Below are 26,507 nucleotides of genomic sequence, written 5' to 3'. Positions count from 1 at the left end.
ATTTTAGCATTATTCAAATAAAGAGTGTACAATTAAGATATATTAATATTTTTGGAGGGTTTACATTGAAAAAAATAAAATTAGGTCAATCAGATTTAAATGTTTCTGAAATCGCTTTAGGGTGTATGCGTATGGATAAGTTGAGTCTTGAAGATGCAGCTAAAGTAATCCAAACTTCCTATAATGAAGGTATAAATTTTTATGATCATGCTGATATATACGGAAAAGGAGAATCCGAAAAGCGTTTCTCACAAGCTTTAAAGAAAACATCTATTAAAAGAGAAGATATATTGTTACAGTCAAAAGCTGGGATTCGCTCTGGATTTTATGATTTTTCTAAAAATCATATTATTGAATCAGTAGAAAAAATACTCGATCGATTAGATACAGAATACTTAGATGTTTTTCTGCTCCATCGTCCAGATGCTTTAGTGGAACCAGAAGAAGTAGCAGAAGCTTTCGATATATTACACTCATCAGGTAAAGTAAAACATTTTGGGGTAAGCAATCATAGTCCGCTTCAAGTTGAACTGTTGAAAAAATATGTCAAACAAGATTTAATAGCCAATCAACTTCAATTGGGTGTGATGCATACAGGCATGATTGATGCGGGTGTGCACGTAAACACTAAAAATGAAAATTCAATTGATCATGACCGTGCTATATTGGATTATAGCCGTGTTCATAATATGACTGTTCAACCATGGTCACCTGTTCACAGTGAAAAAGGTGTCTTCTTGAATAATCCCGAGTATCAAGAAGTGAATGACAAACTGACAGAAGTTGGCGAACGATATGGTCTAGATAATGAAGCCATGTCCATTGCCTGGTTACTTCGTCATCCGGCTGAAATGCAAGTCATTTTAGGAACGATGACGCCAGAAAGAATAAAAAATTATTCCAAAGCATCAGGAGTATCTATAACACGCGAAGAATGGTATAGCATCTATCGCGCTGCAGGAAATACAGTACCTTAATTGGTTTTATTTCTTCTGTTCTAAAAATCTGACATCAGAAGAAATGAATGATATAATACAATTGTAAATTAACGAGAGGGGTTTTAATATGTTAGAAGATATCAGAAAAGCACTGTTGATTGGAGTTGGATCTACCGCCATAGCATTTGATAAAGCTGTTGAACAAGTAGACAAACTAGTCAGTCGTGGGAAGTTGACCGTATCTGAGGGTAAAAAATTAACCGAAGAATTGATACAGAAGAAAAACAGCACCCTGACATCACAAGATAAAGAAACACTCGAGGCGGTATTGCTGGAAATGAATGTGGCTCAAAGACAGGATATAGATGATCTAGAGGAAAAAGTAAAAGAACTGGAAAGAAAACTAGATAATAAATCTACTGATGCATAAGGTTAGTGGTGTTGATCATATCCTTGGTCAGCACCACTTTTTATCTTTTAGAAAGGAGGCAAGTCAATGAAAAGCAATCGGGAACGTTTAACAGAGATCGCCAGCGTTTTGGCATCTTATGGTTTTGGTCATATTTACCGTACACGTGTAAGGACGAAGCATAAGGAACAGGATGCAACAAACTTGCGCTTAGCTTTTGAAGAGCTTGGACCGAGTTTTATAAAAATTGGTCAGATCATATCGACACGTCAAGATTTATTGCCTCCGAGTTACATAAGAGAAATGTCCAAGCTGAGAGATGATGCCCCTCCTTTTAACTATTCCGAAATAGAGAGAATCTTTGAAGAAGACTTCAAGGAACCACTTTCAGATGTGTTTGAATGGGTCAATGAAACACCGATAGCCAGTGCATCTGTTGCACAAGTCCACAAAGCCAGAATGCTATCTGGGGAAGATGTCGTCATTAAGGTACAACGTCCAGAAATTGAAGAAAATCTACTTCGCGATATTAAATTGTTTTCACGTATTGTTTCTATGGCTCCGGAAGCAGTTAAGGAAATGCTGGTAGACGTTGAAGCAGCCGTTAAAGAAATTGAAGAAACGACAAAAAGAGAACTGGACTTTAGAAATGAAGGACAGGCACTCATCAAATTTAAACGATTAAATACTGAAATTGATGCTGTAGCGGTTCCAACACCTTATTTAGCGTATACGTCCAAGCGTGTTCTTGTCGAAGATCATGTGGAAGGAATTAGAGGTTTAAATCTTCAGGAAATAAGAAAAGAAGGCTATGTAAAAAAAGATATAGCAGAAAAACTAGTCTATTCGTTTTTATCTCAAGTATTTAAAGATGGGTATTTTCATGGAGATCCACATCCTGGGAATATTATTTTACGGAACAAACAAATTGTTTTCATCGATTTTGGGATAATCGGAGAGTTATCGGAAACGGTAAAAAATAATTTGATCAAAATGATGCGTGCCATAGTGTTTGAAGACATTGATCAGTTAATGAACTTATTGTTGCAGATGGCTATTACCAAAGAAAAGATTGACCGGTTTGCCTTTTCGGAAGATCTGCATGATTTTTATCAGTCTTATGTCTCTAAAAGTTTTGGTCAAATAAACTTAAGCATCTTCTTTTCAGATGTCCTGCATGTCACACGTAAATATAAAATGGTCATGCCCAATGATTTTATTTTATTGGCAAAATCATTAACCATAATTGAAGGTGTCGTAAGTGATTTGTATCCTGATATAAATATTATGGAGATTGCATCGAATTATATCAAGGCAAGTGACGATATAAAAATACTCGATTCATTTTCAGCTGAAAAATTAAAACTGAGCGCTTATCAATTAGCAACAGATTCGATTAAATTACCGTCTTCAATCAAGCGTGCTTTAGACACAGTTAATAATGGTCGACTTATGGTGCATATTGATTTAGTTCACTTTGAATCAAAATGGCGTGAAGTGAATAAGATGGTTAATCGGTTAGTGTTTGCGGTCATTATTGCAGCTCTAGTTTTAGCGTCAGCTATAATATTTGTGATGGCAGAAGCGACGGGTGTTTCGTTATTTGCTATTATTATATTTATTGGAGCAGGAATAATGGGATTGTGGTTACTGATATCGATCATCAAATCGGGGACCTTATGACGAAGGCAATCGGAATAAACGATTAAAAATTATAAATTAAATGACCGAAAAGAAAAGGAGTACAGCTGGCATGACTATCAAGAATAAAACGATAAAAATGGTCATGGCTACATTTATTTCAATACTTATTGCCCAGGCACTGAATCTTGAGTATCCTCTAGCGGCAGGAATCATAGCGATTTTAAGCGTTCTTGATACCAAACAGGAATCTGTTTCCACTGCGTTTGCACGCTTAGGTTCCACCATTTTAGCATTTCTTGTTGCTTCTATTGTTTTTTATGTTCTAGGTTATTCAGTCGTATCTTTCAGTTTATATTTACTGTTTTATGTGCCGATTGCCTATCGTTATAATCTTCAATCTGGGATTGCGCCTTGTTCCGTTCTTGTGACACATTTTGTCGTTGCTGAAAGCATTGCGTTATATTGGCAGGTGAACGGGTTATTGATAATGGCCATCGGGGTAATTGTGGCCGTTGGGTTTAATTTATGGATGCCCTCTTACGAGAAAGATCTTAATCAGAAAATTGATTTAATTGAAGAAGAATTACGTGAGTTTCTAGGTTTGTTTCATTCATACTTGCTCAAAAATACAGATCAGATTTCTCTTGAAACGAAAGCACGTAAATTAACAAAACTGCTGAATGAAACAGAAAAAACTGCTTTTATGGATTATGAAAACCATTTAACCAATAAAAATGATTATTACATTCGCTACACTCAAATGAGAAAACGGCAGCTAGATTTATCAAAAGTAATGATTCAAAATATAACCGCTGTAAAACTTGAAACTGAACAGAACAAAGTGCTGGCTCATTTATTTAATGAGATTGCTGATCAACTACACGAAAAAAATACAGGATTGACATTACTTGAACATATTTCCACCTTGTATCGATATTTTAGACAATCTGATTTGCCGAAAACTAGAGATGAATTTGAAAGTCGAGCGACCTTGTTTCAAATTTTAAGAGATATTGAACGCTTCATTGAAATCAAAAGAGATTTCTTTGTTTCTCCATCAGGATAAAAAAAGGCTACAAACAGAGAGTGATTGACTATACTAGTCAGCGTCTCTTGTTTGTAGCCTTTTTTATTGTTTATTCATCACGCATGGATATAGGTTTATCCAGTATTTCTTTGTAAATAACCGCCTGTTTCAAACTTTTTCTGTTGAATAAAGTGGATATCACTTTTTTCTCTGCAGCCCGATAAGGATCTTCTATCGTCACTACATCTTTGATCATTGGTTTGTTTTTTTGACGTATCGTGTCTCTTACTCTTGGTGTTCGAGTATATCTTTCTTCACGAACGGGACGATTATTTGTTTTTACAGGTTTCTGTTCGTTGCGTTTCGTTGTCTCGACCTTGTGTATTGGAACTTCCATCTTACTTGGATCTGTTCGATTTGCTTGAGTATTGACTCTCTTAGTAGCTTTGGTCAAGAAAGAGGCAACTGACGAAACGATAGCAAAAAAGATGAATAGTTGAATGAGCCATACAAATATGAAAGGCATATTTATCACTCTTCTTCTTTATTTGACTGACCAGATATAGATGTTCTCATTTCCGTATCAGCATTTACATTCTTCATTTTGTAGTAATCCATGACACCCATGTTTCCGCTTCGTAGAGCTTCTGACATTGCAAGTGGAACTTCAGCTTCTGCTTCAACCACTCTCGCACGCATTTTCTGAGTCTCAGCACGCATTTCCTGTTCTTGAGCAATCGCCATCGAGCGACGCTCTTCAGCTTTAGCTTGGGCAATGTTTTTGTCTGCTTCTGCTTGTTCTGTTTGGAGTTTTGCGCCAATATTTCTGCCGACGTCAACGTCCGCAATATCGATGGATAGGATTTCAAAGGCTGTACCTGAATCTAAGCCTTTACCTAATACTGTTTTAGAAATCATATCTGGATTTTCTAGAACATCGGAATGTTTATCAGCGGAACCGACGGTCGTAACGACACCTTCACCAACACGAGCGATGATTGTATCTTCACCTGCACCACCAACTAAACGTTCGATATTTGCTCTGACGGTAACTTTTGCTTTTGCGATGATTTCGATACCGTCTTTAGCAACTGCTGCAATGTCGGGAGTCACAATGACTTTTGGAGTAACTGACATTTGAACAGCTTCAAACACATTACGTCCGGCCAGATCGATCGCTGCAGCTTTTATAAAGCCTAAATCGATATCAGCGCGGTGGGAAGCAATGAGTGCATCAATAACAAGATTGACATTTCCTCCCGCTAAATAATGTGCTTCTAGATCATTTACAGATAAATCAAGACCAGCTTTAGTGGCTTTGATAAGCGGACGAATGATCGAATGGGGAGTGACTTGACGCAAACGCATACCGATTAAAGTACCGATACTGACTTTTACGCCTGAGAAATACGCTGTGACCCATAATCCCACAGGTACAAACCGAAGGAAAACACTTATCAATACTAATATTATCGCTGCGGTTATTATAACACCTATATATCCATTACTAATTAAATCCATAGTCATTTCTCCTGTCTATTTTTTTCTTACTGTTATTTTTGTTCCTGTGATTCTGGTTACGATTACTGATGCTCCTTTTGAAATGTGACCATCTGTGCTTAGTACGTCATAAAAAGTTGGATCATCACCAAAAGTCGCTTTACCAGATGGGCGCAGAGCAGTAGCCGCTATACCTTCAGCATCAACAGTTATTTTATCTTTTTCGACTGTTTCATCACTTGTCGAGATTGGCAAATTAGTCTGCAAAACGAGTTTGTTGACATTTGATAAAGAGTAGCCATTCTTGACAAGATAGATTATTACACCTGCCGTAATGACGACAGATAAACTCAAATCTCTAACCGTTTGGCCCAAATCACCGATGGTTAAATATAAACCTAATATCAGCAAGATAACTCCGAGAATACCTGCTATACCAAATTCTGGTACAAATATTTCGAAGACAATGAGCAATAAGCCGGCAGTAAATAGAACAATCGGCAACCATGTCTCAATTCCAATAAAATGAAAGTAGGCAGCCATACTGATCAGCGCTAAGCCAGCACCACTTTTGAAAAAGGGTGTGAGAATAGCAAAAACAATACCGATAAACCCTAAACCTAGCAGTAATCCTTCCATATAAATGAATCCTCCTTTCCACGTTTTCGTTAACGATCTTACATTGTCATCATACCATTTTAAGTAAGGGTTGTCATCGGTCTGAGGTCGGATTAAAGAATCATTATAAAAGAAGGATTGAAGACTATTCACAAGAGGAAAAATTTGGTATAGTAGGTTCAATAAGTTACAATAATGTTATAAAAGTTTCTACTCGAAATCTTATGTGAGTAAGATTTGTAAGCGATGTTTTCATTAAGGGGGATATTTATGAGTGAAGGAAAAGAAAGGTTAGAATACGATAATAATGATATGGAATCTTTTTATCTTTTTAACGAAGGGACACAATACGATAGTTACACTACTATGGGCTGTAATGAAGTTGAAAATGGATACGTGTTTACTGTCTGGGCACCTCATGCTCAAGCTGTTTATTTAGTTGGGGATTTTAACGAGTGGTCTGAATTAGATGAGATGCATAAAGTTGGAGAGACGGGGATCTTTACTTTAAAAGACATGAGACCTATACAAGGAGAGCGTTACAAGTATAAAATCATTCAGGCGGACGGAACTGCTGCTTATAAAATCGATCCATATGCATATGAATTTGAGGTCAGACCTAATGATGCATCGGTAGTTCGAGATTTACCAAACAAATCCTGGAAAGACGGCTTGTGGATGGCTAATCGTAAAAGGTTTGAAATTTATAATCGGCCTCTTAACATATATGAAGTACATTTAAGCTCCTGGAAACATCACGAAGACGGTTCCTGGTATACGATATCAGAATTGAAAGATGAGTTGATTCCATATGTAAAAGAGATGGGCTACACACATATTGAATTCATGCCTTTAATGGAACACCCACTCGATGCGAGTTGGGGATATCAAGCAACCGGATTCTTTGGACTATCTTCTAAATTTGGAACAATTGAAGAATTTCAGGAATTAGTAGAAATGGCTCATCTGGAGAACATCGGGGTCATCATGGACTGGGTACCGGGACACTTTAACCGTAATGCTTATGGTCTGGCTTATTATGATGGCACACCACAGTTTGAGTACAGCGACCCTAATCAAGGGAACAACAACCGTTGGGGAACATTAAACTTTGACTTAGGAAAGAACCAGGTCCGCAGTTACCTAATATCCAATGCTTTATTCTGGATAGAACAGTTTCACTTAGATGGACTAAGAGTGGATGCTGTCAGCAATATGCTTTACTTAGATTATGATCTTGGAGACTGGACACCGAATGATGAAGGGACAAATATCAATAAAGCCGGTGTAGAGTTTATACAGATAATGAATAAAAAGATTTTTGAGAGACATCCCGATGTGTTAATGATGGCTGAAGAAAGCACAGCTTGGCCAAAAGTGACACATCCCGTGCATGAAGGTGGCTTGGGCTTCAATTACAAATGGAATATGGGATGGATGAACGATACACTTCGTTTCTTTGAGATGGATCCATTGTTTAGAAAAGATCACTTCAATTTGATTACGTTCTCGTTTATGTATACGTTCAATGAAAATTATGTATTGCCCTTTTCTCATGATGAAGTTGTCCATGGTAAAAAATCGATGATGCACAAGATGTTTGGGGATCGTTATAACCAATTCGCAGGACTAAGAACTGTTGATTCATACCGAATGATGCACCCAGGCAAAAAATTACAATTTATGGGAGCGGAATTTGGACAATTTCTAGAATGGCGGTTTGACGAGGGATTAGAATGGAACAATTTAAATGACTCAATGAATGCCAAACATTTAGAGTTTTCGAAGCAATTGAATGCTTTTTATAAAGAACACAGGGCGTTATGGGAAGTTGATCATCGTTCTGAAGGCATTGAAATTTTACAAGCTGATAATTCAGAAGAAACTCTTTTATATTTTATCCGAAATGGAATTAAACCTAGAGATTTTCTGGTAGTGTTATGTAATTTTGTTCCGGTTGAAAGACAGAATGTAAAAGTTGGAGTCCCTTATAAAGGCCAGTACGAAGTGGTTTGGAACACCGAATGGCAAGCATTAGGAGGAACGTGGACAGATTCTCAAGGCGTTTTAAAAACAAATGAAGAATCAGCACACGGGAAAGATTATTCACTTGAACTGATCTTACCTGCACTAAGCGTCGTAGTACTTAAACCAAAACGCGTGTATGGCGTACCAAAAAACGAATAACATACAGCAATGATATTTTAAAAAAAATCAGTTATAAGGAGGGAAGGAAGGTCAATAGACACTTCCGAAGTATAATGAAAACTGAAACAGTCGCAATGATTTTAGCCGGAGGGCAGGGATCAAGACTAGGCAAGCTGACTAAGCAAATAGCTAAACCAGCTGTACCTTTTGGTGGTAATTACCGAATTATCGATTTTGCTTTATCGAATTGTGCCAATTCTGGATTTAATACTGTAGGTGTAGTCACTCAATATCAACCACTCATATTAAATAATCATGTGGGAGATGGATCAAGCTGGGGATTAGACAGACATAACGGAGAAGCAACCATTTTACAACCTTACTCAAGTATGGAAGGTGAAAAATTCTTTAAAGGGACTGCTCATGCTGTTTATCAAAATATCGATTTTATAGACCAAAAAAATCCTGATTATGTGGTCATTCTTTCAGGGGACCATATTTATAAAATGGATTATCAAAAAATGTTGGATTATCATAAAAAACAGAAAGCTTCACTTACTGTAGGTGTCATGCCAGTACCGTGGGAAGAGGCTTCAAGATTTGGCGTAATGAACACAGATAAAACGGATAGAATTATTGAATTCCAGGAAAAACCTGAAAACCCTAAATCAAATCTGGCTTCAATGGGTATTTACATTTTTGACTGGCCTACGTTGAAAAAATATTTGGTGGATAATCAGGCAAAAAATAGACAGTTAACTGATTTTGGTCACAATGTTATTCCAACTTACCTAAGAAATAATGAATCTATCTATGCCTATTCTTTTGAGGGATATTGGAAAGATGTAGGGACCATTGAAAGTCTCTGGAGTGCCAATATGGAGTTCTTAGATCCTGGTCATGAACTTGACATCAGAGATAGAAACTGGCGTGTTTACTCTAAAAATCCAAATACGACACCCCAGTTTTTAACATCTTCTGCAAAAGTGACGGACTCAATGATTACAGATGGTTGTTATATTGCTGGTGAAATCAATCATTCGATTTTATCTCATAACGTTAAGGTAGGGAAAAATTCAGTGATTAAAGATTCGTTCATCATGCCAGATGTCGTTATAGGTGAGAATGTAACCATTGAAAAAGCAATCATAGGAGAAAGTGCACATATTCATGATGGTGTCGAAATAATTGGAACTGAGGACAGTATTGAAGTTGTAGGTTATGATGAAGAAGTAGGAGGCTATTCAGATGAGAACTAAAGTTGCGTCTATTCTAAATTTAGTGGAAAATGATGAAAAACTTAAACCGTTAACAAACAGAAGACCATTGTCAGCATTGCCGTTTGGTTGCAGATATCGTTTGATTGACTTTCCGTTTTCAAGCTTGTCCAGTATAGAAGCTGTCTCAGCGGCCTTGTTCATTTCGGGCTCCGGCCATTCTCTATACGACCATATCAGATCGGGAGCCACATGGGGACTTGAATCTTCCGTTGGAGGAGGCGTCTTTACTCATTCACATATAGAACTCAAGTCACGACTGGAGGATTCTGAGAAATACACTGAGAATTATTATGAAGACCATTACAAATATGTTTCTCACTCACATGCCGAGTATGTGGTTTTGATGGGCTCCAGTATGCTATCAAATATTCGTTTAGATTCGTTGATTCAATTTCATAAAGATAAAGAAAGTAATGTTTCAGTCATTTATAAAAAAGTGAAAAGAAATGAATTGATCGATGATTCGATTTACTCTTCTTTAGCAATGAGTGAAAATAACAACGATCGCGTAGAAGGTTACCGTCCTGTAACAGAAATAGAAGATGGAGACGAATCATTATTCTTGAATATGGAAATGATGATTCTATGCAAACAAACCTTTTTAGATTATTTGTTCAAGGCAAAACAAAAAAACATGGATATAACGGTAAAGAACTTCATTCAGTTTACTGTTGAGGCAAATAATCCGATTTATGGCTACGAATATACAGGTTATCTAAAAGTGATTGAGGATATTCCTAGTTATTTCGAGGCTAATATGGATATGTTGAATGAAGATAACTTTAATGCGTTGTTCTATCGAGCCAATCCAGTACTTACAAAACCTAAAAATTCAGCACCAACGTACTTTGGCGACACCGCTATCATTGAGAACGCTCAATTTGCTAATGATTGTGAAGTTTATGGAACAGTTAAAAATTCGTTGATCTTCCGCAAAGTTTTCGTTTCCAAAGATGCACAAATTGAAGATTCTATTATCATGCAAGATTCCTATATTGAAGAAGGCGCGCATTTAAAATATGTCATCTTAGATAAACACGTCTATGTCAAAAAAGGAGCTAAGTTGGAAGGTACGCGTGAGAACCCAATCGTCGTAGCTAAGAACAGCGTGATTTATTCGGAAGGGAATATAGAGGAAGGGTGAATAAAAAAATGAAAATATTATTTGCTGCTTCTGAGTGTGCACCTTTCTTTAAAACAGGGGGCCTCGGTGATGTGATGGGATCTTTACCGAAAGAGCTAGCTGCAAATGGTCATGATGTTCGTGTCGTATTGCCCTACTTCGTTCAAAAACTGGATAAGAAAACACAAGAAAAGCTGGAACATGTGACTGATTTTACTGTAGGAGTAGGTTGGCGACAACAGTATTGTGGTATAAAAAAATTAGTGAAAGAGTCTGTGACCTACTATTTCATTGATAATCTTTTTTATTTTGATCGTCCCAATCTTTACGATTATGGTGATGACGGTGAACGTTTTGCTTTCTTTCAGCAGGCTGTTATAGAAATGCTGGAAAAAATCGATTTTATCCCTGAGGTCTTGCACGTCAATGACTGGCAGACAGCCATGATTCCAGTACTGCTTAAAGATAAGTATGCCTGGATCAATACCTTGAAGGATATCAAAACCGTTACAACGATTCACAATATACTCTTCCAAGGCGTTTATGATCAGTACGTCTTATCCGATCTATTTAATATAGGATATGCTGCTTTTCATGAAGAAGGTCTGAAATATGGCGATAAGGTATGTTGGCTAAAAGGAGCTCTATATTATTCCGACTTAGTAACTACCGTTAGTCCGACATATGCTGAAGAAATTCAAACACCTAAATTTGGTTATGGTTTGGACAGTGATTTGAGAAGAATCAAGTACAAGCTTGTAGGCATATTAAATGGTATTAATTATGATACTTATAATCCTGAAAAAGATGAATCTATACCCTATCAATTCTCTGCAGAAGATTTAAGTGGAAAATTAAAGAATAAAAAGGCATTGCAGGCAAGAGTGGGGTTACCTGAAGAGGCGGATATAGCTTTGATTGGTGTCGTTACAAGATTAGATGAACAAAAAGGTGTTCAGCTTATTGTAGATGCTATGGAAGAGCTGCTTAACTTTAGGAATGCACAATTTGTCTTGCTTGGAACGGGTAAATCATATTTTGAAGATGGCTTTAAACACTTTACTAGAAAATATCCAGATAAGTGTCAAGCAATTATCGATTTTGATAATGAACTGGCTCAATGGATATATGCAGGGGTCGACTTTTTCCTAATGCCTTCAGAGTTCGAACCATGCGGTTTGTCACAGCTCAATTCATTGCGTTACGGCACAGTGCCTATCGTACATGAAGTCGGTGGCTTAAAGGATACGATCGAGCCTTACAATGAATTTACAGAAGAGGGTAATGGCTTTAGTTTTCACGATTTCAATGTGAAAACCATGCTCGATACCATCGACAGTGCCTTGAAAGTCTACTACGACAAACCAGATAGTTTTGAATTGTTACAAATTCGTGGAATGACTGAAAACAACAGTTGGGAAAAATCAGCTGAAAAGTATATCGAACAATATAAACACTTAGTTTATTAATTAAAGAACTCGAATGATTAGCTTCGTGCCGATCGTTCGGGTTCTTTTGTGGGGGAAAGTGACATAACTGTCAATTAATACATGATTAACACTTATGATGAAAGTGTTGAATAAATAGGCTTTTAATTAGACGTTTTATTTAAAAATCAGAAGATGCGTTGTTCAGCGTATCTTTTCTTATCTTTACCATTAAGGTATAATTATTATCAACACATGGAGGAATGCATATGTCATTAACAGTTGAAGAGTTTATAAAAGATTTTAAAGTTCAATTTCAAAGTTTGTACGCTTATTCTTATGAAGAGGGTTCAACCGAACAACAATATAATGCACTCGGTTTGTATGTAAAAAATTATTTGTCTGGTGATTGGAAAGAAACACGTGAAAAATATGTAAAAAATAGTGTAAAGCAAATTTTCTATTTTTCTATGGAATTTCTTCCTGGACGACAATTAAAAAATAATGCCTATAACTTAGGGCTGCTCGATACGATCAAAGAAGGATTAAGTGAAATGGGCTTGTCATTCGAAGAACTAGAAAAAGCCGAAGCTGATCCAGCATTAGGAAACGGCGGATTAGGACGTTTAGGTTCCTGTTTTATGGATTCACTTGCTTCTTTAGGCATCCCCGGAAACGGGAACGGTATTCGCTATCAATATGGTTTATTTAAACAGAAATTTGTTGATGGCTACCAAGTCGAATTGCCTGAAAATTGGCTGCGTTATAGAAATGTCTGGGAAACACGTAATGTCAAATCAACCTGCATGATTAGATTTGGCGGGAATGTTTGGTTAGAAGAAAATCACTTAGGGCATTTGGAAACGAAGTATGAAAACACACTGAATGTTTTAGCGGTGCCATACGATACGCCTATGGTAGGTTATAGAAATAACGCAGTAAACAATCTCAGGTTATGGTCCGCAGAGATTCCAGTTGAAGAAGAAGATAATTACCACACACTGGAAGCAACGGAACCGATCAAAGAAATTACGCAAGTTTTATATCCAGATGATTCAAATTACGAAGGCCGCTTACTCAGATTAAAGCAAGAATACTTCATGGTTTCAGCAGGCGTGCAATCTATTTTGCGTCATTTCAGTAAGTATAATATGCCTAGGAAAAATATACCTGATAAAGTAGCAATACACATCAATGATACGCACCCTGCTTTAGTTATTCCAGAGATGATGCGCATATTACTAGACGAAGAACATTTATCCTGGGAACAAGCATGGGAAATTACATTCAAGACATGTAGTTACACCAATCACACGATTTTGCGTGAAGCTTTAGAAAAATGGCCAATAGATATGATGAAGGACCTATTGCCGCGTATTTATATGATTATCGAAGAAATCAATCGACGTTTTGTTGAAACAACATCGCCTCTTTATGGCGAAAGCATAACATGGCAAACAGCGATCCTTCAAAACGGGGTAGTCAACATGGCCCACCTTGCAGTCATAGGAAGTCACAGTGTCAACGGTGTAGCTAAGTTACACACAGAAATTTTGATGAATGACGTATTGAAAGATTTCTTTGAACTTTATCCTGAACGTTTCAACAATAAAACCAATGGAATTACGCAAAGACGCTGGGTCCATCTTTCGAACCCGGGATTAACTCAACTTATTGATGAGAAAATTGGTGAAGAATGGAAGAAAAACCCTTCAGAATTAAAAGTGTTCAAAGGCTTTGAAAAAAGCAAAAAAACACTTAAAAAATTAGCTGAAATCAAACTTGAGAACAAACAGCGATTGGCGGAGTATATTGAAGAAGTCAAAGGAATCAAAGTGAATCCTGAAGCCTTATTCGATGTGCAGATCAAGCGACTGCATGCGTATAAACGCCAGCATATGAATATGTTGCATATTCTTCATCGTTATCTGGAAATTAAACAGAATCCGGATACAGACTTTGTGCCTCGGGTATTTATTTTTGGAGCCAAAGCGGCACCTAGTTATGTTTACGCAAAACAAATCATTAAAGTGATTAATTCATTAGCCGATTTGGTCAACAACGATCCTGATATAGGAGATAAACTTAAAATAGTTTTCTTTGAAAATTATGGCGTTTCACTAGCCGAAAAAATAATCCCGGCAGCTGATGTTAGTGAACAAATCTCACTTGCTAGTATGGAAGCTTCAGGAACAAGTAATATGAAATTAATGGCAAACGGCGCACTGACGTTAGCCACACTGGATGGTGCCAACATCGAAATCAGAGATTTTGTTGGTGAAGAAAACATGTTTGTTTTTGGTTTATCCAGTGATGAAGTATACGCACTGAAAGCAGCTCAAAATTATAGTTCAAGATATATCTATGAATCTAACGATAGAGTTCGACGTAGTTTAGATGCCTTAAGAGATGGGACGATTCCCGGACTGCAAGGGGAAGGCAATGCTATTTTTGAATCGCTCGTTCATTTCAATGATGAATATTTTGTCTTGAAAGATTTTGATTCCTATGTTGAAGCACAGGAGAAAATTGATGAACTTTATAAAGACCAGAAAGAGTGGACAAGAAAATCACTCTTGAATATTGCCTCATCCGCACCATTTTCAGCAGACTATACAATCAAACGTTATGCGGATGATATTTGGAAAGTGAAACAATGCGGGGACCTAAACAATAGTGTCCAACCCCTTGATGAACCTATTGGGTAATCTTTTCTAGTAACATGGAACATTTTTTACAGTAACTCAAAAAACAGAGTAGAGATTTTCTCTACTCTGTTTTTTTATCCGAATTTTCAAAAAAGTATGCGGATGTAATGCCAAATCATACGAGTTTTTGCAGTTGTAAACTGTGGGTTATTATCGAGACGGGGTTTGTCGATTCGGTTATCACTTTGATCTTACATGTATAAATAATCGAGGATTTTTTTTAGCCCTGAGCCACATCACACTATCGATAGGCTTTGAATAACCGATGAGGTTTTTTAGAGAAGATATCAGTATAAGAAAAAGGACGGAACTAATGTCCCGTCCTTTTCATATGTTTGTAGTTTTGATTATCCTAATATCGCGAAGTAGCCTATGACCACAAGACCGACTATAATGCGATACCAGCCGAACACGCTGAAATCATTTTTTCTAATGTAGTTCATCAAGAATTTAATCGCAAAGATTGAAACGATGAATGAGAAGAGACAGCCCACAAGTAAAATGATCAATTCTTCCGGTGTAAAACTAAAGCCGAATCCAAGTAATTTAATTAGGCTGGCTCCAAACATGACAGGAATAGACAGGAAGAATGAATATTCTGCAGCGATAGGTCTAGCTGCCCCAATTAAAATAGCTCCAACAATGGTTGCCCCAGAGCGTGATGTTCCCGGTATGAGTGCCAGTACTTGGAAAAAACCGATCATTAACGCGACTTTATAGGTCAACTGTTCCCAAGTCTCGATTTTCGGCACTTTACCTTCATTTCGTTTTTCAATAATTATAAAGGCAATACCGTAAAAGATCAGTGCGACAGCCACCGTCTGCCAATTGTAAAAGACGTCGTTAATGACGTCTTCAAATAACAAGCCGAAGAAAGCAGCAGGTATGACACCGATGACGACTTTTAACCAGATGTGCCATGTTTCTTTTTTTTGGTTGTCGGTCTTGTCAAAGTCAAACGGGTTTAGCTTTCTGAAAAAGATGATTACCACCGCAAGTATTGAAGCCAGCTGAATAACAACTAGAAACATCTCTTTAAACGCATCACTGGTATTTAAAACTAAAAACTCATCGACAAGAATCATGTGACCTGTACTACTAATAGGTAACCACTCTGTGATCCCTTGTACAATTCCTAAAATGATTGATTTAATAATTTCTATGAACACTCAAATAACTCCCTTTGTAAAAATTTATTAGCTTTCTAATAATATCGAACTTATGGTAAAAATGCAATAAATTATCGATAATTTAATATAAAATTCATTTTGGTTCAAGATTTCCCTTAAGTATGCTATGATTAACGGTAAGATAGCAACTATATATAAGCAATAAAAGACCTAAATTAAAAGAAAGCAGGGAAAAATATGGGAATGTTTGATTTTCTAAAGGGAAAAAGTAAAGAATCGAAAGATCCAAATGCAACGTTGAGTAGTCCAGTGAATGGCAAGGTGATTCCAATTGAGGAAGTAGAAGATCCAGTCTTTTCTCAAAAAATGATGGGAGACGGCTTTGGCATTATTCCAAGTGATGGTGATGTTTATTCTCCAGTATCAGCTAAAGTTGTAAGTGTATTTCCTACACAACATGCTGTTGGTCTCGAACTAGACAACGGTATCGAAGTTCTTGTCCACATAGGCATAGATACAGTAGAACTCGAGGGTGGTCCTTTTGATACCTTAGTTAAAGAAGGCGACAGAGTTACACCTGAAACAAAAATATCGACAGTTGATCTTGAAGGCTTGAATAAAGCAGGCAAGAAAAATACCGTTATTGTGGTCTTTACGAATATGGATCAAGTCAATGATTACACATTAAATATAACAGGTGAAACAACCAGAGGTACTGAAATCGGTACCGTTTCTTCAAAATAAAACAGCATTTAAAAAGCGTCCTTGGATACTGAACTGGTCCCTGTCTACTTGACAGAGAGCAGTTCATACAATCCAAAGACGCTTTTTTTAATTTGTGGGTCGCTTAAATGAAAGGATATCGCCTAATGTAGAATAATCCAGACCGGATAATCGAGCCATAGGATCCAATTTATCAGCCAGAATGTAATCTCTATCTGAATCAAACACCTCTTTATCAAAGTGGAAATCGGTCACTTTCAAGAGAAAATGATCCGTAACAATCTCGCCGGATTCGTTTTTTATGGGAACATATTGATATAAAACCGTCTCGAATCGAATCAAGGCTTCTTTAATGCCAGGAACTTTAACCGTTTGGCTGTCGACTAAATGCAGATTTGTTCGTTCCAGTTCACTTTTATCTGGAGACAGAGGCGCAGATGTTTCGTTCATTGCTTCGGTGAGTGGTCGGCTGACGATATGAACAACTGCTTCTTTTTGATTTAATATATTGTTAGCTGTGTCTTTTGATTTTTCATCTGTTCTCAAGATGGAGACAGAGAGTAAAGGTACTTGGTTGGAAGCAACACTGAAAAAACTAAAGGGAGCAAGATTAATAATGTTACCTGATTCATTAAGTGACGTTATCCAGGCTATAGGCCGTGGGATTACGCTACCTGTTAAAAATTTGTATTGCTGCTTCAGTGATATGTCACTTGTTTTATAATGATGCATAATTGACTCCTTCAATGGTTTGATGAAACTTAACTCAAACCTATTTTTTAAGATTCAAATTGGACACAAATAACTTCAGGGGCATAAACATCTTTTTGCACAAGAGTGAGTGTCCCGTTTTCTTTATTTCTTTCAAACAATGATAAATTATCAGAATCTTGATGACCAACCACGATAAAAGACTCAGAGGGATCAAGATTAAAATCACGAGGTATTTGTCCTTCGGTTGACGTGTAATTAACTAAGGACAAGGTCCCGTCTTCAGCTACTTTGTATGTGACAATAGAGTCATGTCCGCGATTTGATGCATAAACGAACTTACCATCAGAAGATACGCGGATCGCAGCGCCACCATTAAATGTGTGATGATCCTCTGGTATAGATGAAATGGTTTGAATAGGACTCAGAGTTCCAGTTTTGCTGTTATAGCTGAAAACCAAAATATCACTACTTAATTCCCCTACTACATAAGCGAAACGGTTGTTGGGATGGAACGCTACATGTCTGGGACCTGTTCCTGGAGTAACGGAGATGATGTCACTGACAGTTAACTTGTTTTCTTCGTCGAGAGTGTACACCACTACTTCATCGGTACCTAAATCACAGGCAATTAAAAACTGTCCATCAGGTGCGAGGTCGAAATAATGTGCATGAGGTGACTTTTGATTCTCATGGACAGATTTCCCTGAATGTATATTTTTATCTAGTAACGATAATTGACCTTCTGGTGATACCTGGTACACACATACTTCACCTTTATGGTAGTTGGCAGTATATACTTGATTTCTAGTCCGGTTATATGCGATATAACAAGGCGGTGCGCCTTCTTCGAACAAACTATCTACTTCAGTATATAAACCGTCTGTGCTTTTCTTGAAAGATTTAATGCCCCCTTTTCCATCAGGAGATTTTGCAATTGAAAAGAGCAAACTGTAATCTTTATTTCCGGTAAGATAAGTGGGGCTCTCTACAGGTACTTCTTCTTTTAAGTGTTTTAACTTTTTTTCTATTTCATCTAATTCTATGCTATATATACCCTTACTTTCTCTTTTAGTATACGTACCTAGCAAGATTTTTTGATTCATTATTATTCCTCCTTAAATCGATTCAATTCACTTAAATAGTATAACAGATTTAAGAAGAAGGATACAAAAGAGACTGCTCTATTTTGGTCGGGGTATATTTGTTCCTTTCAGCCTAGGTTATATGCTAAAATATAACTAATTAGCAGGAAGTAGGAGTGGGTGAAAGATGTGGAAAGTGAAGAGAAAAAGAAAAACACTGAACAATGGTACAAGACTTGGTTTTGGAAGCAGATTTTAGATAATAAATTTGTGACGGTCCTTTTGATCATCTTTCTTTTAGCAGTAAATATTTATATGATTACCAGTATTTCTTTTATATTTGAACCGATTACAATAGCATTTAGCATTATTGGACCACCAATCGTTTTTGCTGTTATCTTTTATTATCTGCTTACGCCAGTGGTTGACTGGCTAGAAAAGAAACGGTTTTCTAGAAATTCTGCTATTGCGTTCGTTTTTAGTATTGTTATTCTTCTCATAATAGGTGGAATGAATTATCTTGTTCCAATTATTCAAATGCAGGTTGCTTCACTCTTAGAAAGCTGGCCGTCTTATTGGTCTAATTTTATTGGCCAGATAGAATCTCTTTTTAATACTCAGGCCCTGTCAGAATTTATGAATGAAAATGGTGAAACCCCCTTTATTGAAACAGTCACGAATCAAATGTCAGCTGTTTTAAATGCAACTGTTGGTGGGATTGGCAGTGTTATCGGGATAATTACTCGTCTGTTTATAACGCTGTTTACCACGCCGTTTGTTCTATATTACTTACTTAAAGATGGGAAAGAAGTTCCACATAAAGCTTTAAAATTCATACCTACTAAAGCGAGACCAACGGTTATTAAGCTTTTAACAGATTGCAACAGACAAATAAGCTATTATGTTAGGGGACAGCTGATTGTAGCTATATTTGTCGGGATAATGTTCTGGATTGGTTTTACGCTGATAGGATTGGATTTTGCTTTGACATTAGGCATATTTGCAGGCTTATTAAATTTAATTCCTTATCTGGGCTCTATTATCGCTACTATACCTGCTCTCATTATAGCTGTGGTCGATTCACCGTTTATGCTGTTAAAAGTCATCATTGTTTTTGGAATTGAACAGTTACTGGAAGGACGCGTGATTTCTCCTCAGGTTTTGGGAAGTTCATTGAAAATTCATCCCGTCAATATTATTTTTCTGTTGCTTATTGCGGGTCGTTTATTTGGACTGATAGGTGTCGTTTTTGGGATACCAGGCTATGCTATCATCAAAATAGCTGTCTCAATGTTCTTTGAATGGTATAAAAAGTATTCAGGTCTTTATGAAAACGAAGATGAAACAGCAGAAATATCAAGTGAAATAATTAAAACAACTAAATAAACTGACGTTTTAATTCCTGGAAACTGGAATTAAAACGTATTTTTTTTTTTAGAAAACACTCTTGCTTAATGACATGCTGTCACATATAATGATATAATGTGACAACTCGTCATTTTTATATTTATAGAAGGAGTTTACGATATGCCGACACAAACATTTTTCAATTTACCTGAAGATAAGAAGAAACGATTAATAGCTGGAGCAATGAAAGAGTTCTCGGCCAAGTCTTTAAATGAAGCATCTATTTCAAATATCGTAAAAAATGCTAAAATTTCTCGAGGAAGTTTTTATCAATATTTTGAAGATAAAAAAGATTTATATTTCTTTTTGATTGGGAAATTCCGTTATAATTATCGCAATTTGATGTTTAAAAGTTTTACGGAAAAAGATGGGGACTTCTATGAAGGATATAAACTATTCAGTGAGAAATATATAAAATACATTATGGAATCTGAAAAGTTTGGATTTTTCGAAAATATGTATTTACACATGAATTATCAGATAAATCAAGAAGCCCGCGTGGATTTCAAGCAGACGAGTTCTCATAAACTACCTGACGGTAAACGCATAGTTGATGTTGTAAAAAGAGATAATCTTAAAGTGACGTCTGAAACAGAACTTATTGATGTTTTAAAATATATTTTAAGCATGCTGAATGACACGATCATGGAAGGTTTCTGGGAAGAATTATCTGTTAGTGAAACTCAGATTTTATTTTCAAAACGATTGGAATGGATTACTTATGGTATTGCCATTTCCGATAAGAAAGAGGAGAGCGAATGATTAGATTAGCGAGATGGATGAATCCGTGGCGAATATTATTAAGTTTGATATTTTTAGCCATACAAGTTGTGGGCATGTTAGCCTTGCCCACGTTTACGGCCAATATTATTGATTATGGTGTTGCAGAAGGAGATATAAATTACATCATACGAACAGGTTTTATTATGCTAGCCTTCACGTTGATCACGATTGTTGCGGCATTGATAAATGTCTATTATGCAGCAAAAGAATCACAAGGTTTAGGAAATAAGATCCGCAGAAAAATTTATACTATGGTGACTTATTTCACTAATGAAGAAATCGATAAATTTGGAACGTCTACATTGATTACGCGAACAACGAATGATGTCATGCAAATTCAGTTTGTTATGATGATGATTTTGCGTATGATGATGCTGGCTCCTTTTCTTGTTATTGGGGCGGGGATTATGGCTTATATAAGAGAACCTCAATTAGCTTTTGTATTCTTAGTCTCTATGCCAATTCTAGGTCTCTTATTATTAATTATTCTGAAATCCACGAGTCCTATATTTAAATCCATGCAATTGAAGACTGACAGACTCAATAAAGTCTTCCGAGAAGGTTTAACGGGGATTCGCGTGATCCGTGCATTTAATAAAGACGAGTATGAGAAAGAGCGTTTTGATGAAGCCAACTGGGACTTTGCTGCGACGTCGATCAAGGCTTATACCCGCTTAGCGTTCATGATGCCCTCAATGATCTTAGCGGTAAGTATAACCAATATTATGATCATCTGGTTTGGTTCTCAATTAATCAGCATAGGTGAGATGCAAGTAGGGAATTTAATCGCTTTTATGACTTATGCCATGCAAATTCTTATTGGTGTCTTTATGGTTTCGATGGTCCTGTTTTTTCTGCCGAGAGGACAGATTGCTGCCGCTCGTGTCATAGAAGTATTAGATACGCCCAATATCATTAAAGATCCCACGAATCCAACTAAATTAAATATAGAACAAGATGCTTCATTACGCTTTAATCATGTTAATTATCGTTACGACGGAGCCGAGAAACTTGCGCTCAAAGATATTGATTTCACTCTGAAAAAAGGAGAGAGATTAGCAATCATTGGAGGAACGGGTTCTGGAAAAACAACGTTAGCCAATTTAATTCCTCGCCTCTATGATGTCGAGAGCGGAGCGATAGAGGTCAACGGTATTGACATTAAAAATGTCAAACAAGGAGAGCTGCGTCAACTTATCGGTTTTGCTCCTCAAAAGGCAGTCTTGTTCTCCGGGACTATTCGCGATAACTTGAAATATGGTAAGCCGGATGCCAATGATGGTGAAATATGGCATGCATTGGATATAGCTCAGGGAAAGGACTTCGTATTGGGGTTGTCGGAAGGGCTAGATTCTCGTGTTGAACATGGAGGAGGAAACTTCTCTGGCGGTCAAAGACAACGTTTAAGCATTGCTAGAGCACTGGTAACTGATGCAGCTATTCTAGTTTTTGATGATTCTTTCTCAGCGCTCGATTTCAAGACAGATGCGTTGCTGAGAGAAGCGCTGGCACCAGCAACAAAAGACGTAGCTGTTGTCATCATTGCTCAACGCATCAGCACCGTTATAGATGCCGATGAAATCATCGTGCTGGATAAAGGCACCATAGCCGGTAAAGGCACACATGAAAAATTAAAAGCAACCAACAAGGTTTACCAGGAAATAATGGAGTCTCAGCTGAAAGGAGAAGACATTTAATGAAAGACAGTGAAAAAAGTGCGGCTCACTTAAAAGCTAAAAAAGCAAAAGATTTCTGGGGAACGATCCGCCGACTTGTTCGGTATATGTCCACTCGTTCTTGGGGATTAGCGGCAACCCTGCTAATGGTCATCGCTTCAACGATAATGGCTACGATAGCACCATACATTTTAGGTCGAGCGACAACTGAAGTGTATCGGGGTATTCAAGAAGGGTCAGCTTTGAGAGAAGCTGGAACAACAGTGACTACTTTTCCTATCAACTTTGAGTATATCCGAAACATTTTAATTATCGTTTCTATCGTATATGTTATTGAAGCGGTGTTCCGATATTTCGAGCAATTCATTACCGCTCGTATTGCTCAAAAAACGGTTTATGATATGCGAAAAGATTTGAAAGAAAAAATGGCAACACTGCCTATTAGATATTATGATACCCATTCAAATGGAGATATTATGTCACGTGCTGTTAACGATATGGATCAGATTGCGAATACACTGCAGCAATCATTGACACAATTCATTTTGAGTGTGGTTCAATTTTTCACTGTTCTTGTTATTATGTTTGCTATCGATATTCGACTGTCATTAGTAACAATTGTAACTGTTCCAATAAGTTTTTTACTCATTGCTTACGTTGCGCCAAAGTCACAGAAACAATTTGGACTACAGCAAAAAGAATTGGGTATACTCAATGATCACGTAGAAGAAACGTTCTCAGGACATACAATTGTTAAAACATACAATAGAGAAGAAGCTGAGATAGAAAAATTCATGGAACAAAGCGATAAATTGAATGATGCCTCATGGAAAGCACAATTTCTGACAGGGATAATGATGCCATTAGTCAGTTTCTCTCGAGACCTGGGATACTTTGGGGTTGCCATTGTCGGGGGGATAGGTGTAGCAAATGGGACAGTTTCTTTAGGTAACGTGCAGGCCTTCATTCAATACGTTAACCAATTCTCACAACCTGTCAGACAAATCGCCAACTTAGCCAACACGATTCAAGTAACGATTGCTTCATGTGAGCGAGTTTTTGAAGTGCTTGATGAGGAGCCGATGGAAGAAACACATTCTGGTCTGGAACCTAAAAAACACTCGCCATATAAGATTGAATTTGAACATGTTCAGTTTGGTTATGACAACGAGGAATTACTGATGACAGACTTCAATTTAACCGTTAAACAAGGAGAAATGATTGCTGTTGTCGGACCAACCGGAGCAGGAAAATCGACTTTGATCAATTTACTTGAGCGGTTTTATGATGTTAAAGGCGGAAGTATTCGTTATGAAGGTATCGACACCAGAGACATTGAGCGTGATCACTTAAGAAGAAAATTCTCAATGGTTCTGCAGGATACGTGGTTGTTTAACGGAACGATTTGGGAAAACCTTAAATATGGCAGTCATGATGAAGAGCCGAGTGAAGAGACAATACTTGAAGCCTCAATTGCAGCTCACGTTGATGAATTTGTCAGACGTTTGCCAGATGGCTATGACACGATATTGAATGAGGAAGGCACAAATATTTCTCAAGGGCAAAGACAGCTGATTACGATTGCCAGAGCATTCCTTGCCGATCCCGAAATTTTAATATTAGACGAAGCAACGTCTTCTGTAGATACGCGTACTGAAATATTGATACAACGCGCGATGGGGAAACTGTTAGAAAATAGAACGAGTTTTGTGGTGGCTCACCGGTTGTCTACGATCAGAGATGCAGACAAAATTATTGTTATGGATCACGGTGATGTTCTGGAAACAGGCGATCACGAGGGATTAATGGAACAAGATGGCTTTTATGCCGATTTATATAACGCACAATTTCAAACACCAGATGCACAATTAAAAGCCGTATAAAGAAAGTGCTGTCTCATTAGGAGGCAGCACTTTTTTATTTTAAGGAAGTATAATCTCAAGACTTAATTAGTATTGTAATTCCAATATTAGTTAAGTTTTGCTTAATTGAAAACACTGCTGTGAGCAGGTTCGACACTTAGGGATTAAAAGTGCTGCAGTAATGACTGAATAAGGGCAGGTTCGGTAATTAGGAGCGGCTAAATGTATTGAAACGACCGAAGTTGGAATAGGTTCGACACTTAGGGATTAAAAGTGCTGCAGTAATGACCGAATAAGGGCAGGTTCGGTAATTAGGAGCGGCTAAATGTATTGAAACGACCGAAGTTGGAACAGGTTCGACACTTAGGGATTAAAAGTGCTGCAGTAATGACCGAATAAGGGCAGGTTCGGTAATTAGGAGCGGCTAAATGTACTGAAACGACCGAAGTTGGAACAGATTCGACACTTAGGAATGACGACCACCGTTGAATTGACCGAATGTGTCAGTAATAATAAAAATACCCGGAAGATCAGTTTGAAAACTGATCTTCCGGGTGCTTTTTATTGTTATTTCCCTGGATGTGAAGCAATCATGTGCAGAGTACCTTCAAATGTCCAGGTTTCAACGGATGATGGAAGGATAAAATGATCACCTTTAGCGCAATTGAAAATAGTGTTTTCGATAATCAACTGCCCTTGCCCGCCTAGCACGCTCACTAATGTATAAGGAGCGTCTTTGTGGAAGGAGGCTTTACCTTCTATATTCCATTCTTTTACAGTAAAGAACGAATTTGTTACCAAAGTAGTTTCTGTAGAGTCTGCTTTTCTTATGGTTTGCAATTCCAGTTCTGGATCGATATGTGGCACAGTTGTGACTGCAATAGAATCTTCGATATGCAATTCTCTTTTTTCTCCGTTATCTTGAACACGGTCGTAGTCATAAACGCGGTAGGTTGTGTCACTCGATTGCTGTGTTTCTAGGATCATTATGCCACCACCAATAGCGTGAATAGTACCGCTAGGAACATAAAAGAAATCTCCAGGTTTTACCATTTTTTTTCGTAACAGCTTATCCCATTGTCCTGTTTCAATAAGGTCTTCTAATTCTTTTTTTGATTGAGCATGATGGCCATAAACAATCTCAGCGCCATCTTCGGCATCAATGACATACCAGCATTCAGTTTTACCTAATTCACCTTCGTGTGCCATGCCGTAGCTATCATCAGGATGAACTTGAACCGATAGATCTGTCTGTGCATCCAATATTTTTGTCAGGAGCGGAAAAACAGCTCCTTCAGCATAGTCAAATAGCTCTTTATGTTCATCCCATAAATCTTTTAGGGTTTTCCCTTTATAAGGTCCATTGATAACAGTGCTCGGTCCGTTATCGTGAGCACTGATAGCCCACAATTCCCCGGTTTTCTCACTTGGGATGGGATAATCAAAAAATTCGTTTAATTTCTTTCCACCCCATAATTTCTCTTTGAAAGCACCTTTAAAAAATAATGGTTCTGACATACACATACTCCTATCATTTTTTTCTTTAGTGTAGCATATAAACGGCACAAATTCAGGTGAAAATGGTACAGTATTCAATGTGGACTTGTACTTTTTACTAGCATCACTTATAATTTATAAGGATTGGAGTCTATCAATATAGACGAAAAAGAGAAGACTGAAGTATACTAAAGAAAGTGGGCAATCATTCATGGCGCAATTGTATTTTCGTTTTGGAGCAATGAACAGTGGAAAATCGATTGAAATTTTGAAAGTGGCACATAATTACGAAGAACAGGATAAGTCTGTTGTCCTGTTTACGAGTGCTTTGGATACTCGCGATGAATCAGGCTACATTTCGAGTCGAATTGGATTGAAACGAAAAGCCATACCCGTTACAGACGAGACGGATATCTTTTCAATCGTAAAAGAGATGGAAAAACCTGTTGCGTGCGTGTTGATTGATGAAGCGCAATTTTTAAAAAGAACACATGTCAATCAATTAGCCCAAATAGTAGATGAACTGTCTATTCCTGTCATGGCTTTTGGATTGAAAAATGATTTTAGAAACCAGTTGTTTGAAGGATCCGAGCAATTACTGCTTTTAGCTGACAAGATAGAAGAAATGAAAACCATTTGCTGGTTCTGTCATAAAAAAGCAATCATGAATTTACGTGTACATGACGGGGAACCAGTATACACGGGAGAGCAGATCGCCATAGGTGGGAATGAGTCCTATTACCCGGTATGTAGAAAACACTACAGTAACCCTTTGATAAAACACGACCTAGAAAGAGGTAATAATTAATGA

At 37.3% G+C, this 26,507-nt stretch carries 22 protein-coding genes; 15 read left to right on the top strand and 7 right to left on the bottom strand.

Annotation, left to right across the window (positions count from 1 at the left end; translation table 11 throughout):
* The first annotated feature begins 65 nt into the window (after nucleotides 1-65).
* The 4 genes from ACO1PF_RS03285 (at nucleotide 66) to ACO1PF_RS03270 (ending at nucleotide 4,057) form a co-directional block, all read left to right on the top strand.
* Entirely contained in the window at nucleotides 66-977 is a 912-nt protein-coding gene (locus tag ACO1PF_RS03285; RefSeq protein ID WP_423189931.1) for an aldo/keto reductase, read from the top strand.
* Nucleotides 978-1,065: 88 nt separating this feature from the next.
* Nucleotides 1,066-1,368, top strand: a complete 303-nt coding sequence (locus tag ACO1PF_RS03280) for a phasin family protein (protein WP_423189930.1) — start codon at nucleotides 1,066-1,068, stop codon at nucleotides 1,366-1,368.
* A 66-nt stretch (nucleotides 1,369-1,434) separates the two neighbouring features.
* On the top strand, nucleotides 1,435-3,030 hold the full coding sequence (locus ACO1PF_RS03275; protein ID WP_423189929.1) for an ABC1 kinase family protein: 1,596 nt from the start codon (nucleotides 1,435-1,437) through the stop codon (nucleotides 3,028-3,030).
* Between the two features lie 70 nt (nucleotides 3,031-3,100).
* Complete coding sequence (locus tag ACO1PF_RS03270; protein ID WP_423189928.1) at nucleotides 3,101-4,057, top strand: aromatic acid exporter family protein; 957 nt, start codon at nucleotides 3,101-3,103, stop codon at nucleotides 4,055-4,057.
* 70 nt (nucleotides 4,058-4,127) lie between these two features.
* Here the strand turns inward: ACO1PF_RS03270 and ACO1PF_RS03265 are convergent, their stop codons facing one another.
* Genes ACO1PF_RS03265 through ACO1PF_RS03255 form a run of 3 tightly spaced genes read right to left on the bottom strand, consistent with a single transcriptional unit; the run spans nucleotide 4,128 to nucleotide 6,157 of the window.
* On the bottom strand, nucleotides 4,128-4,544 hold the full coding sequence (locus tag ACO1PF_RS03265; RefSeq protein ID WP_423189927.1) for a hypothetical protein: 417 nt from the start codon (nucleotides 4,542-4,544) through the stop codon (nucleotides 4,128-4,130).
* 5 nt (nucleotides 4,545-4,549) lie between these two features.
* On the bottom strand, nucleotides 4,550-5,539 hold the full coding sequence (floA, locus tag ACO1PF_RS03260) for a flotillin-like protein FloA (RefSeq protein WP_423189926.1): 990 nt from the start codon (nucleotides 5,537-5,539) through the stop codon (nucleotides 4,550-4,552).
* 15 nt (nucleotides 5,540-5,554) lie between these two features.
* Nucleotides 5,555-6,157 carry an NfeD family protein gene (locus ACO1PF_RS03255; protein WP_423189925.1) on the bottom strand — a complete coding sequence of 201 codons (603 nt, stop codon included), beginning with the start codon at nucleotides 6,155-6,157 and terminating at the stop codon, nucleotides 5,555-5,557.
* 249 nt (nucleotides 6,158-6,406) lie between these two features.
* Here ACO1PF_RS03255 and glgB point away from each other — a divergent pair, with 249 nt between their 5' ends.
* The 5 genes from glgB (at nucleotide 6,407) to ACO1PF_RS03230 (ending at nucleotide 14,822) form a co-directional block, all read left to right on the top strand.
* Nucleotides 6,407-8,323: a 1,4-alpha-glucan branching protein GlgB gene (gene glgB, locus ACO1PF_RS03250; RefSeq protein ID WP_423189924.1), complete on the top strand. Its 1,917-nt coding sequence runs from the start codon at nucleotides 6,407-6,409 to the stop codon at nucleotides 8,321-8,323.
* Between the two features lie 74 nt (nucleotides 8,324-8,397).
* The gene (locus ACO1PF_RS03245; RefSeq protein ID WP_423189923.1) at nucleotides 8,398-9,543 is read left to right on the top strand and encodes a glucose-1-phosphate adenylyltransferase; all 1,146 of its coding nucleotides are present in this window, start codon (nucleotides 8,398-8,400) and stop codon (nucleotides 9,541-9,543) included.
* Nucleotides 9,533-10,708, top strand: coding sequence for a glucose-1-phosphate adenylyltransferase subunit GlgD (glgD, locus tag ACO1PF_RS03240; RefSeq protein ID WP_423189922.1), 1,176 nt, complete (start codon nucleotides 9,533-9,535; stop codon nucleotides 10,706-10,708). The genes ACO1PF_RS03245 and glgD overlap by 11 nt, the downstream gene beginning before the upstream one ends.
* An 8-nt stretch (nucleotides 10,709-10,716) precedes the next feature.
* Nucleotides 10,717-12,156, top strand: a complete 1,440-nt coding sequence (gene glgA / locus ACO1PF_RS03235; RefSeq protein ID WP_423189921.1) for a glycogen synthase GlgA — start codon at nucleotides 10,717-10,719, stop codon at nucleotides 12,154-12,156.
* A 227-nt stretch (nucleotides 12,157-12,383) separates the two neighbouring features.
* Nucleotides 12,384-14,822, top strand: a complete 2,439-nt coding sequence (locus ACO1PF_RS03230) for a glycogen/starch/alpha-glucan phosphorylase (RefSeq protein WP_423189920.1) — start codon at nucleotides 12,384-12,386, stop codon at nucleotides 14,820-14,822.
* A 347-nt stretch (nucleotides 14,823-15,169) separates the two neighbouring features.
* On the opposite strand, the gene ACO1PF_RS03225 is transcribed toward ACO1PF_RS03230, so the two are convergent.
* On the bottom strand, nucleotides 15,170-15,991 hold the full coding sequence (locus tag ACO1PF_RS03225) for an undecaprenyl-diphosphate phosphatase (protein WP_423189919.1): 822 nt from the start codon (nucleotides 15,989-15,991) through the stop codon (nucleotides 15,170-15,172).
* A 198-nt stretch (nucleotides 15,992-16,189) separates the two neighbouring features.
* On the opposite strand from ACO1PF_RS03225, the gene ACO1PF_RS03220 reads away from it, so the two are divergent.
* Nucleotides 16,190-16,696, top strand: a complete 507-nt coding sequence (locus tag ACO1PF_RS03220; protein WP_423189918.1) for a PTS sugar transporter subunit IIA — start codon at nucleotides 16,190-16,192, stop codon at nucleotides 16,694-16,696.
* Between the two features lie 87 nt (nucleotides 16,697-16,783).
* Here ACO1PF_RS03220 and ACO1PF_RS03215 read toward each other — a convergent pair whose 3' ends face one another.
* Nucleotides 16,784-17,407: a flavin reductase family protein gene (locus ACO1PF_RS03215; protein WP_423189917.1), complete on the bottom strand. Its 624-nt coding sequence runs from the start codon at nucleotides 17,405-17,407 to the stop codon at nucleotides 16,784-16,786.
* Nucleotides 17,408-17,454: 47 nt separating this feature from the next.
* Nucleotides 17,455-18,492 carry a lactonase family protein gene (locus tag ACO1PF_RS03210; protein ID WP_423189916.1) on the bottom strand — a complete coding sequence of 346 codons (1,038 nt, stop codon included), beginning with the start codon at nucleotides 18,490-18,492 and terminating at the stop codon, nucleotides 17,455-17,457.
* Nucleotides 18,493-18,651: 159 nt separating this feature from the next.
* Here ACO1PF_RS03210 and ACO1PF_RS03205 point away from each other — a divergent pair, with 159 nt between their 5' ends.
* The 4 genes from ACO1PF_RS03205 (at nucleotide 18,652) to ACO1PF_RS03190 (ending at nucleotide 24,220) form a co-directional block, all read left to right on the top strand.
* Nucleotides 18,652-19,857 carry an AI-2E family transporter gene (locus ACO1PF_RS03205; protein ID WP_423189915.1) on the top strand — a complete coding sequence of 402 codons (1,206 nt, stop codon included), beginning with the start codon at nucleotides 18,652-18,654 and terminating at the stop codon, nucleotides 19,855-19,857.
* A 141-nt stretch (nucleotides 19,858-19,998) separates the two neighbouring features.
* Nucleotides 19,999-20,640: a TetR/AcrR family transcriptional regulator gene (locus tag ACO1PF_RS03200; RefSeq protein ID WP_423189914.1), complete on the top strand. Its 642-nt coding sequence runs from the start codon at nucleotides 19,999-20,001 to the stop codon at nucleotides 20,638-20,640.
* Nucleotides 20,637-22,358 (top strand): ABC transporter ATP-binding protein, encoded by a 1,722-nt coding sequence (locus ACO1PF_RS03195; RefSeq protein WP_423189913.1) that lies wholly within the window; start codon nucleotides 20,637-20,639, stop codon nucleotides 22,356-22,358. The genes ACO1PF_RS03200 and ACO1PF_RS03195 overlap by 4 nt, the downstream gene beginning before the upstream one ends.
* Nucleotides 22,358-24,220, top strand: a complete 1,863-nt coding sequence (locus ACO1PF_RS03190) for an ABC transporter ATP-binding protein (RefSeq protein ID WP_423189912.1) — start codon at nucleotides 22,358-22,360, stop codon at nucleotides 24,218-24,220. Before ACO1PF_RS03195 ends, ACO1PF_RS03190 begins: the two co-directional genes overlap by 1 nt.
* Before the next feature lie 546 nt (nucleotides 24,221-24,766).
* Here ACO1PF_RS03190 and manA read toward each other — a convergent pair.
* Nucleotides 24,767-25,717, bottom strand: coding sequence for a mannose-6-phosphate isomerase, class I (gene manA / locus ACO1PF_RS03185; RefSeq protein ID WP_423189911.1), 951 nt, complete (start codon nucleotides 25,715-25,717; stop codon nucleotides 24,767-24,769).
* A 190-nt stretch (nucleotides 25,718-25,907) separates the two neighbouring features.
* Here manA and ACO1PF_RS03180 point away from each other — a divergent pair, with 190 nt between their 5' ends.
* Entirely contained in the window at nucleotides 25,908-26,504 is a 597-nt protein-coding gene (locus ACO1PF_RS03180) for a thymidine kinase (protein WP_423189910.1), read from the top strand.
* The last annotated feature ends 3 nt before the right edge of the window (nucleotides 26,505-26,507 follow it).

The organism is Alkalibacterium sp. f15, assembly GCF_049389645.1.
Lineage (GTDB): Bacteria > Bacillota > Bacilli > Lactobacillales > Carnobacteriaceae_A > Alkalibacterium.
Note: the sequence above shows the minus strand (reverse complement) of the source record. Positions and strands in the feature narration are given on the sequence as shown.

What these genes read in the sequence shown, in the direction of transcription:
- ACO1PF_RS03280 (WP_423189930.1), top strand. Translation starts at nt 1,066, where the DNA reads ATGTTAGAAGATATCAGAAAAGCACTGTTGATTGGAGTTGGATCTACC.
- ACO1PF_RS03275 (WP_423189929.1), top strand. Translation starts at nt 1,435, where the DNA reads ATGAAAAGCAATCGGGAACGTTTAACAGAGATCGCCAGCGTTTTGGCA.
- ACO1PF_RS03270 (WP_423189928.1), top strand. Translation starts at nt 3,101, where the DNA reads ATGACTATCAAGAATAAAACGATAAAAATGGTCATGGCTACATTTATT.
- ACO1PF_RS03265 (WP_423189927.1), bottom strand. Translation starts at nt 4,544, where the DNA reads ATGCCTTTCATATTTGTATGGCTCATTCAACTATTCATCTTTTTTGCT.
- floA (WP_423189926.1), bottom strand. Translation starts at nt 5,539, where the DNA reads ATGGATTTAATTAGTAATGGATATATAGGTGTTATAATAACCGCAGCG.
- ACO1PF_RS03255 (WP_423189925.1), bottom strand. Translation starts at nt 6,157, where the DNA reads ATGGAAGGATTACTGCTAGGTTTAGGGTTTATCGGTATTGTTTTTGCT.
- glgB (WP_423189924.1), top strand. Translation starts at nt 6,407, where the DNA reads ATGAGTGAAGGAAAAGAAAGGTTAGAATACGATAATAATGATATGGAA.
- ACO1PF_RS03245 (WP_423189923.1), top strand. Translation starts at nt 8,398, where the DNA reads ATGAAAACTGAAACAGTCGCAATGATTTTAGCCGGAGGGCAGGGATCA.
- glgD (WP_423189922.1), top strand. Translation starts at nt 9,533, where the DNA reads ATGAGAACTAAAGTTGCGTCTATTCTAAATTTAGTGGAAAATGATGAA.
- glgA (WP_423189921.1), top strand. Translation starts at nt 10,717, where the DNA reads ATGAAAATATTATTTGCTGCTTCTGAGTGTGCACCTTTCTTTAAAACA.
- ACO1PF_RS03230 (WP_423189920.1), top strand. Translation starts at nt 12,384, where the DNA reads ATGTCATTAACAGTTGAAGAGTTTATAAAAGATTTTAAAGTTCAATTT.
- ACO1PF_RS03220 (WP_423189918.1), top strand. Translation starts at nt 16,190, where the DNA reads ATGGGAATGTTTGATTTTCTAAAGGGAAAAAGTAAAGAATCGAAAGAT.
- ACO1PF_RS03215 (WP_423189917.1), bottom strand. Translation starts at nt 17,407, where the DNA reads ATGCATCATTATAAAACAAGTGACATATCACTGAAGCAGCAATACAAA.
- ACO1PF_RS03210 (WP_423189916.1), bottom strand. Translation starts at nt 18,492, where the DNA reads ATGAATCAAAAAATCTTGCTAGGTACGTATACTAAAAGAGAAAGTAAG.
- ACO1PF_RS03200 (WP_423189914.1), top strand. Translation starts at nt 19,999, where the DNA reads ATGCCGACACAAACATTTTTCAATTTACCTGAAGATAAGAAGAAACGA.
- ACO1PF_RS03195 (WP_423189913.1), top strand. Translation starts at nt 20,637, where the DNA reads ATGATTAGATTAGCGAGATGGATGAATCCGTGGCGAATATTATTAAGT.
- ACO1PF_RS03190 (WP_423189912.1), top strand. Translation starts at nt 22,358, where the DNA reads ATGAAAGACAGTGAAAAAAGTGCGGCTCACTTAAAAGCTAAAAAAGCA.
- manA (WP_423189911.1), bottom strand. Translation starts at nt 25,717, where the DNA reads ATGTCAGAACCATTATTTTTTAAAGGTGCTTTCAAAGAGAAATTATGG.
- ACO1PF_RS03180 (WP_423189910.1), top strand. Translation starts at nt 25,908, where the DNA reads ATGGCGCAATTGTATTTTCGTTTTGGAGCAATGAACAGTGGAAAATCG.